Annotated in this window: 13 protein-coding genes; 6 read left to right on the top strand and 7 right to left on the bottom strand. The window is 60.5% G+C overall.

Features of this window, described 5'->3' with window-relative positions; all coding sequences use genetic code 11:
- Positions 1–128: 128 nt before the first annotated feature.
- The 3 genes from BI292_RS22915 to gnd are packed head-to-tail and all read right to left on the bottom strand — an operon-like array spanning position 129 to position 3,450.
- A complete protein-coding gene (locus BI292_RS22915; RefSeq protein WP_092280899.1) occupies positions 129–953 on the bottom strand; it encodes an HAD family hydrolase in 825 nt (274 codons plus the stop codon).
- Positions 950–2,473 carry a glucose-6-phosphate dehydrogenase gene (zwf, locus tag BI292_RS22910; protein WP_101209276.1) on the bottom strand — a complete coding sequence of 508 codons (1,524 nt, stop codon included), beginning with the start codon at positions 2,471–2,473 and terminating at the stop codon, positions 950–952. The genes BI292_RS22915 and zwf overlap by 4 nt, the downstream gene beginning before the upstream one ends.
- Entirely contained in the window at positions 2,470–3,450 is a 981-nt protein-coding gene (gene gnd, locus BI292_RS22905; protein WP_092280895.1) for a phosphogluconate dehydrogenase (NAD(+)-dependent, decarboxylating), read from the bottom strand. The genes zwf and gnd overlap by 4 nt, the downstream gene beginning before the upstream one ends.
- 274 nt (positions 3,451–3,724) lie before the next feature.
- On the opposite strand from gnd, the gene BI292_RS22900 reads away from it, so the two are divergent.
- From BI292_RS22900 to BI292_RS22880, 4 genes are all read left to right on the top strand, one after another.
- Positions 3,725–3,904, top strand: a complete 180-nt coding sequence (locus tag BI292_RS22900) for a DUF6026 family protein (RefSeq protein WP_101209275.1) — start codon at positions 3,725–3,727, stop codon at positions 3,902–3,904.
- 316 nt (positions 3,905–4,220) lie between these two features.
- Positions 4,221–5,969: a phosphoethanolamine transferase CptA gene (locus tag BI292_RS22895; protein WP_101209274.1), complete on the top strand. Its 1,749-nt coding sequence runs from the start codon at positions 4,221–4,223 to the stop codon at positions 5,967–5,969.
- 278 nt (positions 5,970–6,247) lie between these two features.
- On the top strand, positions 6,248–8,488 hold the full coding sequence (locus BI292_RS22885) for a TonB-dependent siderophore receptor (protein ID WP_101209272.1): 2,241 nt from the start codon (positions 6,248–6,250) through the stop codon (positions 8,486–8,488).
- 733 nt (positions 8,489–9,221) lie between these two features.
- Positions 9,222–9,428: a hypothetical protein gene (locus BI292_RS22880; RefSeq protein ID WP_092280887.1), complete on the top strand. Its 207-nt coding sequence runs from the start codon at positions 9,222–9,224 to the stop codon at positions 9,426–9,428.
- 89 nt (positions 9,429–9,517) lie between these two features.
- Here BI292_RS22880 and BI292_RS22875 read toward each other — a convergent pair whose 3' ends face one another.
- Both BI292_RS22875 and zapE read right to left on the bottom strand, forming a co-directional pair.
- On the bottom strand, positions 9,518–10,099 hold the full coding sequence (locus BI292_RS22875; RefSeq protein ID WP_101209278.1) for a DinB family protein: 582 nt from the start codon (positions 10,097–10,099) through the stop codon (positions 9,518–9,520).
- A gap of 47 nt (positions 10,100–10,146) precedes the next feature.
- Positions 10,147–11,277, bottom strand: coding sequence for a cell division protein ZapE (gene zapE / locus BI292_RS22870; RefSeq protein WP_101209271.1), 1,131 nt, complete (start codon positions 11,275–11,277; stop codon positions 10,147–10,149).
- Positions 11,278–11,616: 339 nt separating this feature from the next.
- Here zapE and BI292_RS22865 point away from each other — a divergent pair, with 339 nt between their 5' ends.
- A complete protein-coding gene (locus tag BI292_RS22865) occupies positions 11,617–12,669 on the top strand; it encodes an aldo/keto reductase (RefSeq protein WP_101209270.1) in 1,053 nt (350 codons plus the stop codon).
- Positions 12,670–12,840: 171 nt separating this feature from the next.
- Here BI292_RS22865 and speB read toward each other — a convergent pair whose 3' ends face one another.
- Positions 12,841–13,800: an agmatinase gene (gene speB / locus BI292_RS22860; RefSeq protein WP_092280881.1), complete on the bottom strand. Its 960-nt coding sequence runs from the start codon at positions 13,798–13,800 to the stop codon at positions 12,841–12,843.
- Between the two features lie 13 nt (positions 13,801–13,813).
- A complete protein-coding gene (locus tag BI292_RS22855) occupies positions 13,814–14,905 on the bottom strand; it encodes a polyamine ABC transporter substrate-binding protein (RefSeq protein ID WP_101209277.1) in 1,092 nt (363 codons plus the stop codon).
- 119 nt (positions 14,906–15,024) lie between these two features.
- Between BI292_RS22855 and BI292_RS22850 the strand changes: the two genes are divergently transcribed.
- Entirely contained in the window at positions 15,025–15,918 is an 894-nt protein-coding gene (locus tag BI292_RS22850; RefSeq protein ID WP_101209269.1) for a LysR family transcriptional regulator, read from the top strand.
- Positions 15,919–15,951 lie beyond the last annotated feature (33 nt).

The following is a 15,951-nucleotide window of genomic DNA, read 5'->3' as shown; positions in this document are numbered from 1 at the left end:
CCTCGCTCGCGGTGCAGGACGATGGACGAATCGTCGTCGGCGGGTATTCGCTGGACGGCCGTTATCGCGCGGTGGTCGCCCGCTATTTCGGCTGATCCCGACTGCGCCGCGATCGTTTTGCGGTGATTTTACGTGCGGGGCAGGATGTAGCGCTCGATTGCTTGCGCGGCGCCGTCCTCGGTGTTGGCGCCGGTGACGACGTCGGCCTGGCGTTTGACCGTTTCTTCAGCCTGGCCCATGGCGATCGACAACCCGGCACGATGAAACATCGCCGGGTCGTTGCCGCCATCACCCATCGCCGCCGTTTGCTCCAGCGGCACGCCGAGGTAGTCGGCCAAGGTCGCCAGCGCATCACCCTTGTTGGCTTGCATCGCTGTCACGTCCAGATAAATCGGCTGCGAACGCGACACCTGCGCCTGCCCGTCGACTTTCGGCAGCAGCAGCGCTTCCAGTTCGATCAACAACTGCGCGTTGTTGCTGGTGGCGACGATCTTGTCGATCTTCTGCAGATACGGCTCAAAACTCTCGACCACTACTGGCGGATAACCCAAGCCGCTCTGTTCGCGCGGGACCATCGGGCCGTGCGGGTCTTTGAGCAGCCAGTCGCCGCCGCTGAACACCCAGATTTCGATGTCCGGGCGATCAGCAAACAGTGCCAGTGCAGTCAGCGCGGCAGTCACCGGCAAATAATGCGCGACCAGCAACGTGCCGTCGGGTTTGACGATGGTCCCGCCATTGAACGCGGCGGTCGGCAGGTCGACGCCCAGGGCTTCGATCTGCTGCAACATGGCTTTGGGCGGACGGCCGGTGGCCAGGCTGAACAGCACGCCGGCCTCACGCAAGGCGCGGACCGCTTCGATGGTGCGCTGGCTGAGGCTGTGATCGGGCAGCAGCAACGTGCCGTCCATGTCGCTGAGCAGAAAACGGATGGGATGTTTCACGTCGTCACTCATCCGAGGCTATGCCACACGCGACCGTCGCGGGTCAGCAGATCTTCGGCGGCTTGTGGGCCGTCCTCGCCGGCGGCGTAGGTTTCAACGCGCGCGTCCTGCTGCCAGGCGTCGAGGAACGGTTGTACGGCGCGCCAGCCGTTCTCGATGTTGTCGGCGCGCTGGAACAGCGTCTGGTCGCCAGTCAGGCAGTCGTAGATCAGCGTCTCGTAGCCGGTGGACGGCTGCATTTCGAAGAAATCCTTGTAGGCGAAACCCAGCTCGATGTTGGCCATTTTCAACGCCGGCCCTGGCCGCTTGGCCAGCAGGTCGAACCACATGCCTTCGTTCGGCTGGATCTGGATGCGCAGGTAAGTCGGCTGCAACTCATCGACTTCGGTGTCGCGGAACTGCGCGTAAGGCGCCGGTTTGAAGCAGATGACGATTTCGGTGTCGCGCACGCTCATGCGCTTGCCGGTGCGCAGGTAGAACGGCACGCCGACCCAACGCCAGTTATCGATCATCACTTTCAGCGCGACGTAGGTTTCAGTGCTGCTGTCGGGCGCAACGTTGTTTTCCTCGCGGTAACCGCTCAGCGGTTTGCCATCGACTTGGCCGGCAGCGTATTGCCCGCGCACCGAGTTGGCCCGTGCTTCTTCGACGGACCAGGGACGGATCGCGCCCACCACTTTGGCCTTCTCGCCACGCACCGCATCGGCGCCGAACGCGGCCGGCGGTTCCATGGCGACCATCGCCAGCAGTTGGAACAAGTGATTGGGCACCATGTCGCGCAATGCGCCGGTGTGCTCGTAAAAACTGCCACGGGTTTCAACGCCGACGGTTTCCGCCGCGGTGATTTGCACGTGGTCGATGTAATGGTTGTTCCAGAAGGCTTCGAACAGGCTGTTGGAGAATCGGCTGACCAGAATGTTCTGCACGGTTTCCTTGCCCAGATAGTGGTCGATCCGGTAGATCTGCTTTTCCGACATGACCCTGAGCAGGCAAGCGTTCAACGCTTCGGCGGTGTGCAGGTCGGAGCCGAACGGTTTTTCGATCACCACCCTTCTGAACGCATCCGGGGTTTCAATCAGCAAACCGGCGCTGCCGAGGCGGTTCACCACTTCGCTGAAGAAACGTGGCGCGGTGGCCAGGTAGAACACCGCATTGCCGGTGCCGCTGGCGGCGATTTTCGCCGCCAGGGCTTGATAAGTGCTGTCGTCCAGGAAGTCGCCCTGGACGTAGCTGATGCCTTTTGCAAGCTTGGCCCACAAGGCCGGATCAAGCAGCTGATCGCCCTTGCCGACTTTGCTCGCCGCTTCGGTGCGGATGAAGTCTTCGAGTTTTTGCGCGAAGGCTTCATCGCTGATGGCGTTGTGGTCAACGCCGATGATCCGCAATCCATCGCCAAGCAGGCCGTCGCGGCTCAGGTTGTACAGCGCCGGCATCAGCAAGCGCTTGACCAGGTCACCATGGGCACCGAACAGGAACAGCGTGGTCGGTGGTGCGGGTTCTGCTTTGGATTTATTGCGGATCGTATGGGTCATTTTTTCGGAGTCTCCACGTGGCCGCCGAAGCCGAAGCGCTGGGCCGAGAGAATTTTGTCGCCGAAGGTGCCCTGACCGCGCGAACGGTAGCGCGAGAACAGCGAGTTCGACAGCACCGGTACCGGCACGGCTTGCTCCATCGCAGCTTCGATGGTCCAGCGGCCTTCACCGCTGTCGGCCACTTCGCCGGAATAGCCGTCGAGCTTGGGATCGGTGGCCAAGGCGTCGGCCGTCAGGTCGAGCAGCCACGAAGAGACCACGCTGCCACGGCGCCAGACTTCGGCGATGTCGCCAACGTTGAGGTCGAAACGCTGGTCTTCCGGCAGATGCGTGCTGGATTTGGTCTTGAGAATGTCGAAGCCTTCGGCGAAGGCCTGCATCATGCCGTACTCGATGCCGTTGTGGATCATCTTCACGAAGTGACCCGAACCGGCTGGGCCGGCGTGAATGTAGCCGCGCTCGGCACGGTCGTCATCGGACTTGCGGTCCTTGGTACGCGGGATATCACCCAGGCCCGGCGCCAGGCTTTCGAACAATGGATCGAGGCGCGTGACTGTCTCGGCGTCGCCGCCGATCATCATGCAGTAGCCGCGCTCCAGGCCCCAGACGCCGCCGGAGGTGCCGACGTCGATGTAGTGCAGGCCTTTGTCCGCGAGGGTTTTGGCCCGGCGAATGTCGTCCTTATAGTAGGTGTTGCCGCCATCGATGATGGTGTCGCCCGCCTCGAGCAGGTTGCTCAGGGTGTCGATGGTGTCTTCGGTCGGTGCGCCGGCCGGCAGCATGACCCAGATGGCTCGTGGCTTGGCCAGGCCGGCGACCAGTGCAGGCAGGTCGGCGACGCCGGTGGAACCCTCTTTGGCGAGGTTTTCGACGAAGGCGGTATTGCGGTCGTAAACAACGGTGGTATGCCCATTGAGCATCAGGCGCCGCGCAATGTTACCGCCCATGCGGCCCAGTCCAATAATCCCGAGTTGCATGTGCTGATGCTCCTTACTACAAATAAAGTGTGTCAAAGGTTATAGCCCAACGCGACTAATGTGGGTTAGTCCAGAGCGCCGGGATGAAGTTTCCGGGCATTGTGCCCGATTCCAGACACATAACGTCGGGAATCGTCTTAAAGACACACCGACCGTGAAAAATAAAAAAGTTCCATTCACGGGCAAAAGAAATCAAAATCGCGGCCGATAGTGAAGGAGTCGCTCGCAAGAACGACACAATCACAGTTGATGCAGGCCATTTGCGAGGTGAGCAATGGACACAATCGTTACCGCACGTCCCCCACAAACTCTCTACGTCACGATCCGTCGTGATGAACTGCGCCAATTGAAAGACGAGCGCGACGCCTTGAAAAACCAGGTGGTGCAGCTTCGGCAATTGTTGCAACAACAGGCACAGGTGGCCGGGCACGCCATGCCCGCGTTGAACGCCTGACCTCCCAGCTCCGCCAGCGACCCTGTGGCGAGGGGGCTTGCCCCCGTTGGACTGCGCAGCAGTCCCATTCTTTTCCAGAAACACAGGGCGCTTCGCTGGCCCAACGGGGGTAAACCCCCTCGCCACAGAGGCCTGCAGTCAATGAAAAGCCATTGGCTGCCGGACTACCTGTCGCGTTCCTGAACAAAACTCACAAACTTTTCACACTCCCCTAGCGATACTCCCGATCCTTGTGGCTGTTCGGTTCCCGGACAGTGGTATTTCGTGGGTTCGCTTGATGACGCCGGAGCTTAAACAATACCGGTGGGAGTTCTGAATGGCAGTGTTCAAACGCAGCAAAACGTCTGCGACAGGATTTGATTGGGCCGGATTTCTCTGGCTGTTCGTGTTCTTCTGGTACTTCTCGGGTATTACCCAACTGCTGATCCAGCTGACTGGCACCTCCGGTTTCACCGGGTTCCGCCAGGCTTTCGTGATGAGTGCCGTGTGGCTCGCGCCGATGTTGCTGTTCCCCAAGCGCACGCGCCTGTTGTCGGCGCTGATCGGCGTTGTGTTGTGGGCCTGCTCGATGGCCAGCCTGGGCTACTTCTTCATCTATCAGCAGGAGTTTTCCCAGAGCGTCATCTTCATCATGTTCGAGTCGAACATCTCTGAAGCTGGCGAGTACATGACTCAATACTTTGCCTGGTGGATGGTTGCGGCGTTCCTCGCCCATACCCTGTTCGCCTACTTCCTGTGGACCCGCTTGCGCCCGGTGTACCTGCCGCGCGGTCAGGCGCTGGTCGCCGCCACCGCGATCATCATCGCCGTGGTCGGTTACCCGCTGATCAAGCAAACCGCGCGCACCGGCAGCCTCGCCGGCGGTTTCGAGAAATTCGAAACACGCATCGAGCCGGCCGTGCCATGGCAGATGGCCGTGGCCTATCACCGTTACCTCGACACCCTGGCCGGCATGCAGGACATGCTGCACAGCGCGAGCAAGATCGCGCCGCTGAAAAACCTCCAGAGTGCCGATGCCGACAAGCCGCAGACGCTGGTGCTGGTCATCGGCGAGTCGACCAACCGTCAGCGCATGAGCCTCTACGGTTACGACCGCCAAACCACCCCGGAACTGGACAAGCTCAAGGATCAACTGGCGATCTTCAACAACGTCATCACCCCGCGCCCCTACACCATTGAGGCGCTGCAACAGGTGTTGACCTTCGCCGACGAAGAGAACCCGGACCTGTACCTGTCGACGCCGTCGCTGGTCAGCATGATGAAACAGGCCGGCTACAAAACCTTCTGGATCACCAACCAGCAGACCATGACCAAGCGCAACACCATGCTCACCACGTTCTCCGAACAGGCTGACGAGCAGGTGTACCTGAACAACAACCGCAACCAGAACGCCGCGCAATACGATGGCGATGTGATTGCGCCGTTCAACAAGGCCTTGGGTGACGCGGCGCCGCGCAAGCTGATCGTCGTGCATTTGCTCGGTACGCACATGAGCTACCAGTACCGTTATCCGCCAACCTTCGACAAGTTCAAGGACCGCAACGGCGTGCCACCCGGCGTGCATGACGACGAATTGCCGACCTACAACAGTTACGACAACGCGGTGTTGTACAACGACTTCGTGGTGTCGAGCCTGATCAAGGATTACGCCAAATCCGATCCGAACGGCTTCCTGTTGTACCTCTCCGACCACGGCGAAGACGTTTTCGACTCCCCGGGCCACAAGACCCTCGGGCGTAACGAAAGCAAGCCGACGGCGCCGATGTACACCATTCCGTTCATGGCGTGGGCCTCGCCGAAATGGCGCGAAAGCCACGACTGGAATTTTGCCGCCGACCTGAGCCGTCCTTACAGCAGCTCGCACTTGATCCACACCTGGGCCGATCTGGCCGGGTTGAGTTTCGACGAACTGGATCGCAGCAAAAGCCTGGTCAGCGACAGTTTCACCCCGCGCCCGCTGATGATCGGCAACCCGTACGAAAGCAAACAGCGCCCGCTGATCGACTTCAGCCTGATCAAACCGAAAAACCCCGTGCTCCCCGAGCCAACGGTGGTCAAGCAATAACCCCGCGCCCCTGTAGGAGCTGAGCTTGCTCGCGAAAGCGGTCTGTCACGCAACATCAACGTTGAATGTGCCGACCCCTGTAGGAGCTGAGCTTGCTCGCGATAGCGGTCTGTCACGCAACATCATTGTTGAATGTGCCAGCCCCTTCGCGAGCAAGCTTCGCTCCTACAGTCCTTTCCTAAAGATGATAATAATTCTCGTTTTAGCCTAAATCCCCCCGCCCGCCTTCGTCTTTGAGCAAACGGAATTTTTCCCTCGAAGACAAGGAGTCGGCCGCGATGTTCGCGCCTATCACCCGTTCCATGACCTTGACCCTCGGCCTGTGCAGCGCAGCCCTGAGCCCCGACCTGCTGGCCGAAACCGAACTCGACAAAGACCCGGCCGCCAGCGCTTTGGAGCTCACCGCGACCAACGTCACCGCCGAAGGTCTGGGCACCACCACCGAACACACCGAGTCCTACACCACCGGCGCCATGAGCACCGCGACGCGGCTCAACCTGTCGATCAAGGAAACCCCGCAATCGGTGTCCGTGGTCACGCGCCAGCAAATGGACGACTTCAAGCTCGGCACGCTGACCGAAGCCATGAGCCAGACCACCGGCGTGGTGGTCCAGCACAACGACTCGGACCGCGTCAGCTATTCGTCGCGCGGCTACACCATCAACAACTTCCAGATTGACGGCATGCTCAACACCTTCGGGCGGATGAAATCCGACTCCGACACCATCATCTACGACCGCATCGAAGTGGTTCGCGGCGCTACCGGGTTGACCACCGGCGCCGGCGACCCGTCCGCCACGATCAACATGGTGCGCAAGCGCCCGACCGCGCAATGGCAAGCGCAGACCGGGGTCAGCGGCGGCAGTTATGACGATTACTACAGCTACGTCGACGTCGGCGGGCCGCTGGCATTCGACGGTCGCTTGCGCGGGCGCAGCGTGCTGGCGTATCGCGACAGCCAATCGTTCCGCGATCATTACCAGATGCAACGCGAAGTCGGTTACGGCGTGCTTGAAGCTGATCTGACCGATGACACAGTGCTGGCGGTCGGTTACGACTATCAGGACAAACAGGTTCAGGGCACCTCGTGGGGCACCGTGCCGTACTGGAACTCGTCGGGCGGCAAAGCCAACCTCGGGCGCTCGACCAACATGGCGACGCCGTGGAGCTCCTGGCCGCTGAAGGACAAAACCGCGTTCGCCAACCTCGATCAGCAACTGGGCGGCGGCTGGCAGTTGAAAGCGGCCTACACCCACCGCGAAAGCGATACCGACGGCAAGGTCTACTACGGCGGCGCCGGTTTCCCGAATGACGACCGCAGCGGCATGAGTGCCTACAGCGGGCACATGGTCGGCGAACAGAAAATGAAAGCCTACGACTTAAACGTCGCCGGGCCTTACTCGTTGTTCGGGCGCGAGCACGAAATGATGTTCGGTTATGGCGAAGCGGAGCGTAGTTCGGACAACCCGTACACCATCGGGGGCGGCGTGCCGAAGGGCTACGGCAATATCGCTGACTGGAAATACATGGGCGATATCGCCAAGTTCCCGGACACCGTCACCGCTCGCACCGGCTCCACCGACAGCACCCGGCAAAAGGCCGGTTACGTGGCGACCCGTCTGAGCCTGACCGACAAATTTCACGCGGTGCTCGGCAGCCGTTACGGCAGTTGGAAAACCGCCAGCCACAGCTACCGTTACGACAAAAACCTGCAATTGACCGGCGTCGAAACCACCACTCAGCAACAGAACGATATCTGGACGCCGTACGCGGGTTTGCTCTACGACCTGACGCCGGAATACACCGCGTATGTCAGCTACACCGACATTTTCAAGCCTCAGGACAACCGCGACGCCAATCGCAAATACCTCGAACCGGTTATCGGCAGCAACTATGAAGTCGGGCTCAAGGGCAGTTTGTTGGACGAACGCTTGAACGTCGCCACGGCCGTGTTTTGGAGCAAGCAGGATAACGTCGCCGAACTGGATGACTCGGTGCCGCCGGATCCAGCGACTGGTGAGGAGTTCTACAAGTCCGGTGGCAAGGGCCAGAAGGTCCAGGGTTTTGAAGTGGAAGTGTCCGGCGAGGTAATGACCGACTGGAACATGACCGCCGGCTACACCTACACCCACGCCGCGAACGGTGAAAAGCAGCGGGCCAACACCACGCAGCCCTTGAACATGTTGCGTATCTCCACCGCGTATCGCCTGCCGGGCGACTGGCACGCGATGACTGTGGGCGGCGCAGTGAATTGGCAGAGCGATATCTGGGGCAAATCCAACCGCCCGATCGGCCGCGATGCCGACGGCGACCTGATCACCGAAAACGCGAAAATCCGCCAGGGCGCCTACACCGTGGTCAAGCTGATGTCGCGCTACGAGTTCGACCGCCACCTGTCGGCCTCGCTCAACGTCGATAACCTGTTCGACGAAAGGTATTACGACAACGTCGGCTTTTATAACGGCGTGTACTGGGGCGACCCAAGGACCGTAACACTGAGCCTGGACTGGAAACTCTGAACCCCCGCCACAATCTGCCGGTTGTGGGATCGCGGTTGGCTGCAATGGCCGCGGTCACCACAGACCAATGTGGGAGCGAGCTTGCTCGCGATGGCTATATCAGCCCCAACATAACCGGTGCGGCTTCCAATCCCATCGCGAGCAAGCTCGCTCCCACAGGGGTTGTGGTTAACCCCAGCTGCTGCGCTCGCCGCAAAACCAATGTAGGAGTGAGCCTGCTCGCGATGGCTATTTCAGCCCCAACATCTCGGTCGAGGCTGCTGACGGCATCGCGAGCAGGCTCACTCCCACAGGGGTTGCGGTTGGCTGCAATGGCCGCGGTCACCACAGGCCAAATGTGGGAGCGAGCTTGCTCGCGATGGCCATATCAGCCCCAACATCATCGGTGCGGCTGCCAATGCCATCGCGAGCAAGCTCACCCCTACAGGGGTTTGTGGTTGACCCCAGCTGCTGCGCTCGCCGCAAAACCAATGTAGGAGTGAGCCTGCTCGCGATGGCTATTTCAGCCCCAACATCTCGGTCGAGGCTGCTGACGGCATCGCGAGCAGGCTCACTCCTACAGGGGTTGCGGTTGCTGCAATGGCCGCGGTCACCACAGGCCAAATGTGGGAATCATCCTTTTCCTACATCCCGATCGCCGTTAACCCCGACTTAATGGGGCCTGCCGATACTGCGCCCACGCCCTCGAATCACGGATGAAAGGCCCCCCGTCATTCTTAGTGGGAGATACACCATGAAACGAGTCAGCCTGATCCTCGCCGGTCTTCTAGCCCTCGGTTCCACCAGCGCATTCGCCGAAGGCGGCGCTGAGCGGATGAAGCATTACTGGGCCAACTTCCCGGTCAACACGGCGCAAACCCAAGCGGAACAACGACAGAGCGGCGAACTCCGGGTCCCGGATGACCAAACCGCGCAAGTCACTGAAACTTACAAACCCTGAACCGATGGACCTCTGGCGATCTTGCTCCGACGCCAGGGCTTACACTTTGGGCGTCCTGATGGACGCCTTTTTTTATGCCTGCGATTTGCTCAGTGCCCCCAGATCAACTCTTCCGTCCAGCCCAGTTCCGCGAAGTCCTCAGCCCGCAAACCCGACTCTCCCACGCAAAAAAACTCGTCCAGTTGCGGCGGCGTGACCGCCGTACCACTGAGCATCGCGTGAACTTGCCCGCGATGGTGCAGTTGGTGTTCGAACAGGTGCGCAAGCATGCGCAAGCGACTGTCGTGCTGCGGGGTTTCCCGGGCGATGGTCACCAATCGCCCGAGGTCGGCATCGCGCAATTGTTCGCAATAAGCGATGAGTCGGCGATCCACCTGCGCTTGCTCGTACCGCAGATCGGCGCCGAGCGTGATCGGCTGCTGATCGTTGAAAAACACGTAGCAATCCGGGTGCGGCACGTCACCGCGCAACTCGCGCTCCAGCGCGTCCACGTAAAACCAGTCGCAGGTCAAAATGTGATTCAGCGTAGCGACAATGCTCGGGAAGAAACTCACCCGTGGCGCCGCCAGTTCCGCCGCGCTCAACTGGCCCCAAGCCTTGGCCAAACGGTGATTGGCCCAGGCATTCTGATAAGCCATGGTCAGCAAATGGTGAGACAGAGGTTGAGTCATCATCGCGGCTCTCTTATCGAAACGCTCTCGCGCCCAAAGGCTCGTGCTCAAGCCTCGGCAAAACGTTGCAGCTGCATTTCCTGCAAACGGCTGAGGGTGCGACGGAACGGGAATTCCAGATAACCCTCGGTGTACAACGCGTCCATCGGCACCGAGGCCTCAAGATACAACGGCACCTTGCGGTCGTAGCACTCGTCGACCAAGGCAATAAAACGCCGCACGCCATCATCGTGAACCGACAATTGCGGCAACTCGCGATCGCCCGCCGCCACCCGTTCCACGCCGTCCTCAGTACCACGCGCAATCCGCCCTTCGCGTTTCTGCGCGCTGAGGCTGGGCACGTCACTCATGAGAATAGCGTTGAAGCGGTCGCACAGCGCCATGAAGTCCATGGCGGCCAGCGGTTGCTCGCAAAGCTCGGCGTAACGACACCACAACACCGTGGCGCTGGCCTGCACGACGTTGATGCTGCGATGCCCGACCTTGACCGGATCGCTGCTCACCGACTGGCCGACCGTCAACACCTTGAACGCCTCAGCCAGACCGCCAGTTTGATCGCCCGCCGCCACCCAATAACGCTGCAACGCGGCGCCGGGGTGCAGGCGATGATCTTCACCGCCGTCCACCGCGACCACCTGCATATGCTGCTTGATCGCGGCGATGGCCGGGGTGAAACGGTCACGATTGAAGCCATCGGCATACAACTGATCCGGCGGCTGATTGGAGGTGCAGACCACCACCACTCCTTCGTCGAACATCACCTGAAACAAACGCCCGAGGATGATCGCGTCGCCGATGTCGTTGACGAACAGCTCGTCGAAACACAGCACCCGCACTTCCCTGGCCAGCTCCTGCGCCAGGGCTTTCAGCGGATCAGCGGTGCCGGTGAGCTGGAACGAACGCTGGTGCACCCAGCCCATGAAGTGATGGAAATGCTGACGCCGCGCCGGCACGCGCAAGGTGTTGTAGAACTGATCCATCAACCACGTCTTGCCGCGCCCGACCGGGCCCCAAAGGTAAACACCGGTAATCGGCGCACGCCTTTCATGCGAAGCCTGATGCAAGGCGTCGTGACATTTTTGCAACGCCCGGACGGCGTGTTCCTGGGCTTCGTCCTGGACGAAGCCCTTCTGCTCGACGGCGTACTGCCAGGCACTGAGGGGAGAGTCGATAGTCATGGCGCGCAGTATATACGCGCGCCCCGTAGTCGCCAGGTCGGCGCTCACATACACGCCACTTCGGCGCTCAATGACGCCGCGCTTTGATGATTTATGTAGCAGCTGCCGAAGGCTGCGTTCGAGCGCGAAGCGGTCGCTGGGTTTTGGTTAAGGCGCCTGCTTCGCAGTCGAACGCAGCCTTCGGCAGCTGCTACAGGGATTTGTGTGGATTTGGCCGACGGTCGGCTCATGCGGGCGTGACGAAAAAGCATCTTGACGGCGAATATTACTCGCATCATATTAAATACATGTCGCGTAACATTTATATCCAACCACAGCGTCTGTACTCAGGAGTCTCCCATGCATTACAAAGTTTTCGGCCGTAAAAGCGGCTTGCGTGTTTCGGAACTGGCGCTGGGCGCCGGCAATTTCGGCACTGGTTGGGGCCACGGCGCCGAGCGCGATGAGGCCAAACGAATCTTCGACGGTTACCTGGAGGCCGGCGGCAACTTCATCGACACCGCCAACGGTTATCAAAATGGCCAGTCCGAAGTGATGCTCAGCGAATTCATCGCCGCCGAACGTGACCGCTTGGTCATCGCCACCAAATTCACCATGGGCACCGACCGCGTGGCGACTATTTCCCACACCGGCAACAACCGTAAAAACATGGTCCGCTCGGTAGAAGAAAGCCTGAAACGCCTTAACACCGATCACATTGACCTGTTCTGGGCGCACATCAGCGATGGCGTGACACCGATGGAAGAAATCCTCCGCGGTTTCGATGACCTGGTGCGCGCCGGCAAGATTCACTACGCCGGGCTGTCGAACTTCCCGGCCTGGCGCATCGCTCGCGCGGACGTGTTGGCCGAAGTGCGCGGGTTTGCGCCGATTGTCGCGATTCAGACCGAATACAGCCTGGCCGAGCGCACCGCTGAACGGGAATTGCTGCCGATGGCCGAGGCGCTGGGATTGGCCGCGACATTATGGTCGCCACTCGGTGGTGGTTTCCTCACCGGCAAGTACCGCAATAACGATGGCGACAACCGTGCAGCGAAGCTGGGCATGTTGATTCACGCCGAGAAAAGCGCACGGGAAACGGCGCTGCTCGATACGTTGCTCGCGGTCGCTGCCGAGATTGGATCGAGCCCGACCCACGTGGCCATCGCGTGGTTGCGTGAGAAAGCCAAGCGGTCGACCACCGCGCTGATTCCGATTCTGGGTTCGCGCACTCGCGAGCAACTGGACGCGACGCTAGGGGCGCTGGAGGTGCAATTGAGTGATGCGCATCTGGCGCGGCTGGATGATTCGAGCAGCGTCGAAGCGGGCGTGCCGCACGCGATGATTGTCGGGTCGTCTGCGCGTTACACCGGCGTTGAAACCCTTGATCTGCCGAAGATTCCGGTCGCGTGAAGAAGCTTCGCGGGCAAGCCTCGCTCCTACAGGATTGGCGGTGTTCCTGAGATCACCGCTAACCCGTAGGAGCGAGGCTTGCCCGCGAAAGCGCTGTCACATTCAACGCAGATGTCGACTGATTCAACGCCATAGCGAGCAGGCTCACTCCTACAGTTTTTCACCGTTGTGCTACCGGTCGACCTTGTGTTTCGCCGCGTACAAACAGAGCATCTCCATCGCCAATGTCGCCGCCGCCAGTGAGGTAATTTCCGCATTGTCATAGGCCGGCGCCACTTCCACTACGTCCATGCCGACCAGATTGATCCCGCGCAGACCGCCGAGAATCTCCAGCGCCTGCACCGTGCTCAATCCGCCACACACCGGGGTTCCCGTGCCGGGCGCAAACGCCGGGTCGAGGCAATCGATATCAAATGTCAGGTACACCGGGTTGTCGCCGACCCGCGCCCGAATCGCTTCGACAATCGCCTCACATCCCTGGCGATGCACCTGCCGCGCGTCCAACACTTGAAAACCCAGGTGATCGTCATTGGTCGTGCGCAAACCGATCTGCACCGAGCGCGCCGGATCGACCAACCCTTCGCGCGCCGCATGCCAGAACATCGTGCCGTGATCGACACGCTTGCCCTCCTCGTCCGGCCACGTGTCGCTGTGCGCGTCGAAGTGGATCAGCGACAAACTGCCATGTTTGCGCGCGTGGGCCTTGAGCAGCGGATAAGTGACAAAGTGATCGCCGCCGAATGTGAGCATGGCGCTGCCAGCATTGAGGATGTGCTCGGCGTGGGCCTCGATGCTTTCGGGGATCGAATGCGGTGCGCCGTAATCGAACGCGCAATCACCGTAATCAATCACCGCCAGATGCTCGAACGGGTCGAAGGCCCACGGCCAGTGGCGCTCCCAGGCAATCCCGGTCGACGCGGCGCGGATCCCGCGCGGTCCGAAACGCGCGCCGGGGCGGTTGCTGGTGGCGGTGTCGAACGGCACGCCGCTGACCGCCACATCGACTCCGCGCAAATCGCGGCTGTAGCGGCGGCGCATGAAACTGGTGATTCCGGCGTAGGTACTTTCCGCGGCAGTCCCGTAAAGACTGTCGCGGGTCAACGCCTGATCGTTTTGCACAGGGACGTCCATGGTGTGTTCCTTATTATTGGCGGCTACGGAAAGTGGTCCACAAGCGGGTGCGCTGGCGCATGTCCTTGAGGCTCATGCTGCGGTCGGCGTACAAACGTTGGCGAACGTCGGCCAACGGGTAGATATCCGGGTCGTTGCGCACGGCTTCGTCCACCAGCGGCGTGGCGGCGGTATTGGCGGTGGCGAAAAACAGCGAGTTGGTCAGCGCCGCCACGGATTCGGGGCGCAGCATGAATTCGATGAACTGGCGCGCAGCTTCCGGGTGCGGCGCATCCTTGGGGATTGCCAGGTTGTCCTGCCACACCAGCGTGCCTTGCGTAGGAATTCGGTACGCGACCTCGTAGGGTTTATTCGCTTTGCGTGCCTGATCAGCCGCCATGCTCGCGTCACCGTTGTAGGTCAGCGCCAGGCAAACGCTGCCATTGGCCAGATCGCTGATTTGCCGGCCAGTGGCGACGTACAACACATTCGGCTGTAGCTGACGCAACAATGCCTCGGCGGCTGACAGATCATTCTTGTCGGTGCTGTAGGGATCTTTACCGAGGTAATGCAGCGCCAGACCGATCACCTCTTGCGGCGAATCAAGAATGGCGATACCGCAGTCTTTCAGCTTGCTGGCGTTGTCCGGTTTGAACAGAAGGTCGAGGCTGTTGAGCGGCACATCCGGCAAGCGCTGCTTGACCGCTTCGACGTTCATGCCCAAGCCCAACGTGCCCCAGGCATACGGCACGCCGTAACGATTACCGGGATCCACCGCCGCCAGTTTTTCCAGTAAATCCGGGTCGAGGTTGGCGTAACCCTTGAGCCCTTCGTGCGCGATTGGCTTCAACGCACCGGCCGCCAAACCACGGGCCAACACACTGGACGACGGCACCACGACGTCATAACCGCTGCCGCCGGTGAGCAATTTGGTTTCGAGCACTTCCGATGAATCAAACGTGTCGTAGCGCACCTTGATGCCGGTTTCCTGCTCGAAGCGCTGCAAGGTTTCGGGTGCGACGTAATCGGCCCAACTGTAGAGATTGACGACCTTGTCCTCAGCCTGCGCCGATGCGGCGATGGCCAGCAGAAGTGCGGGAAAACACAGTTTGGAAAGAGCAGCCATTTTCGAAAGAGCAGCCATGACAAATACCTGACCCGTTGGAGTGGTTGCAGCGTGCGCCGTCGGATACATTGGAAAAATCCCAGGTTTGTTAACCTGACTTTATCCAGAGGTAATGTGTGATGCTCGGCCAACTGCATGATCTTGACCTGCAACTGCTGCGCCTGTTTGTCAGCGTGGTCGAATGCGGCGGCTTCAGCGCGGCGCAAGGCGAGCTGGGTTTGAGCCAATCGAGCATCAGCCAGCAAATGGCCAGGCTGGAGACGCGGCTCGGTTATCGCTTGTGCAGTCGCGGCAAAAGCGGCTTTAAAGTCACGCCCAAAGGTGAGCAATTGCTGATTGCGATTCGGAGCTTGTTTGAATCGATCGAGGCGTTCCGTCATCAGTCGAACGGCGTGGCCGGGCGCTTGATCGGTGAGGTGCGCCTCGGTTTGTCGGAGGCGCTTGATCAATCGGTGCTGCAGCGGGTGGCGGCAGCGATTCGGCGTTTTCGCGAGCGCGACGAGTCGGTGCGCATCGAGCTGATCAGCGCCATGCCCGGTGAAATGGAGCGTTTGTTGTTGCAACAGCGACTGGACCTGGCGATCGGTTATTTCTCACAGGTGCAGAGCGCTTTTGACTACAAGCAACTGTTCAGCGAAACCCAGCATTTGTACTGCGCGCCGGGGCACCCGTTGTTCAGCAACGACGCGCCGGATGATCAGGCGTTGCAGGCGTGTGATCCGGTCGATCACCCGTATCGGTTCCTGCGCAGCGATGAGCCGTTTCAAGGCAAATTGTGTTCGGCGCGCTCGGAACAGGTCGAAGGCACCCTCGCCTTCATTCTTTCCGGCAAACACGTGGGATATCTGCCGAGCCACTTCGCGCGCAGTTGGGAGGACAAAGGATTGCTGCGAGCGGTGCGCGTAGGAGAAATGAGTTTCGACGTCGGATTTCACCTCGCCCGGCACCGCGCGCAAGTGCCGGGGGATGCGCAGAAAGCATTTGAAGAGGACTTGCTCGCAGCATTCACCTGAATGCAAAGGCACCCTGTGGCGAGGGGGCTCGCC

The sequence above is a fragment of the Pseudomonas sp. 43NM1 genome, assembly GCF_002836905.1.
GTDB classification, from domain to species: Bacteria; Pseudomonadota; Gammaproteobacteria; order Pseudomonadales; family Pseudomonadaceae; genus Aquipseudomonas; species Aquipseudomonas prosekii.
This window is presented reverse-complemented; position numbering and strand designations above follow the sequence as displayed.

What these genes read in the sequence shown, in the direction of transcription:
- BI292_RS22915 (WP_092280899.1), bottom strand. Translation starts at nt 953, where the DNA reads ATGAGTGACGACGTGAAACATCCCATCCGTTTTCTGCTCAGCGACATG.
- zwf (WP_101209276.1), bottom strand. Translation starts at nt 2,473, where the DNA reads ATGACCCATACGATCCGCAATAAATCCAAAGCAGAACCCGCACCACCG.
- gnd (WP_092280895.1), bottom strand. Translation starts at nt 3,450, where the DNA reads ATGCAACTCGGGATTATTGGACTGGGCCGCATGGGCGGTAACATTGCG.
- BI292_RS22900 (WP_101209275.1), top strand. Translation starts at nt 3,725, where the DNA reads ATGGACACAATCGTTACCGCACGTCCCCCACAAACTCTCTACGTCACG.
- BI292_RS22895 (WP_101209274.1), top strand. Translation starts at nt 4,221, where the DNA reads ATGGCAGTGTTCAAACGCAGCAAAACGTCTGCGACAGGATTTGATTGG.
- BI292_RS22885 (WP_101209272.1), top strand. Translation starts at nt 6,248, where the DNA reads ATGTTCGCGCCTATCACCCGTTCCATGACCTTGACCCTCGGCCTGTGC.
- BI292_RS22880 (WP_092280887.1), top strand. Translation starts at nt 9,222, where the DNA reads ATGAAACGAGTCAGCCTGATCCTCGCCGGTCTTCTAGCCCTCGGTTCC.
- BI292_RS22875 (WP_101209278.1), bottom strand. Translation starts at nt 10,099, where the DNA reads ATGACTCAACCTCTGTCTCACCATTTGCTGACCATGGCTTATCAGAAT.
- zapE (WP_101209271.1), bottom strand. Translation starts at nt 11,277, where the DNA reads ATGACTATCGACTCTCCCCTCAGTGCCTGGCAGTACGCCGTCGAGCAG.
- BI292_RS22865 (WP_101209270.1), top strand. Translation starts at nt 11,617, where the DNA reads ATGCATTACAAAGTTTTCGGCCGTAAAAGCGGCTTGCGTGTTTCGGAA.
- speB (WP_092280881.1), bottom strand. Translation starts at nt 13,800, where the DNA reads ATGGACGTCCCTGTGCAAAACGATCAGGCGTTGACCCGCGACAGTCTT.
- BI292_RS22855 (WP_101209277.1), bottom strand. Translation starts at nt 14,905, where the DNA reads ATGGCTGCTCTTTCCAAACTGTGTTTTCCCGCACTTCTGCTGGCCATC.
- BI292_RS22850 (WP_101209269.1), top strand. Translation starts at nt 15,025, where the DNA reads ATGCTCGGCCAACTGCATGATCTTGACCTGCAACTGCTGCGCCTGTTT.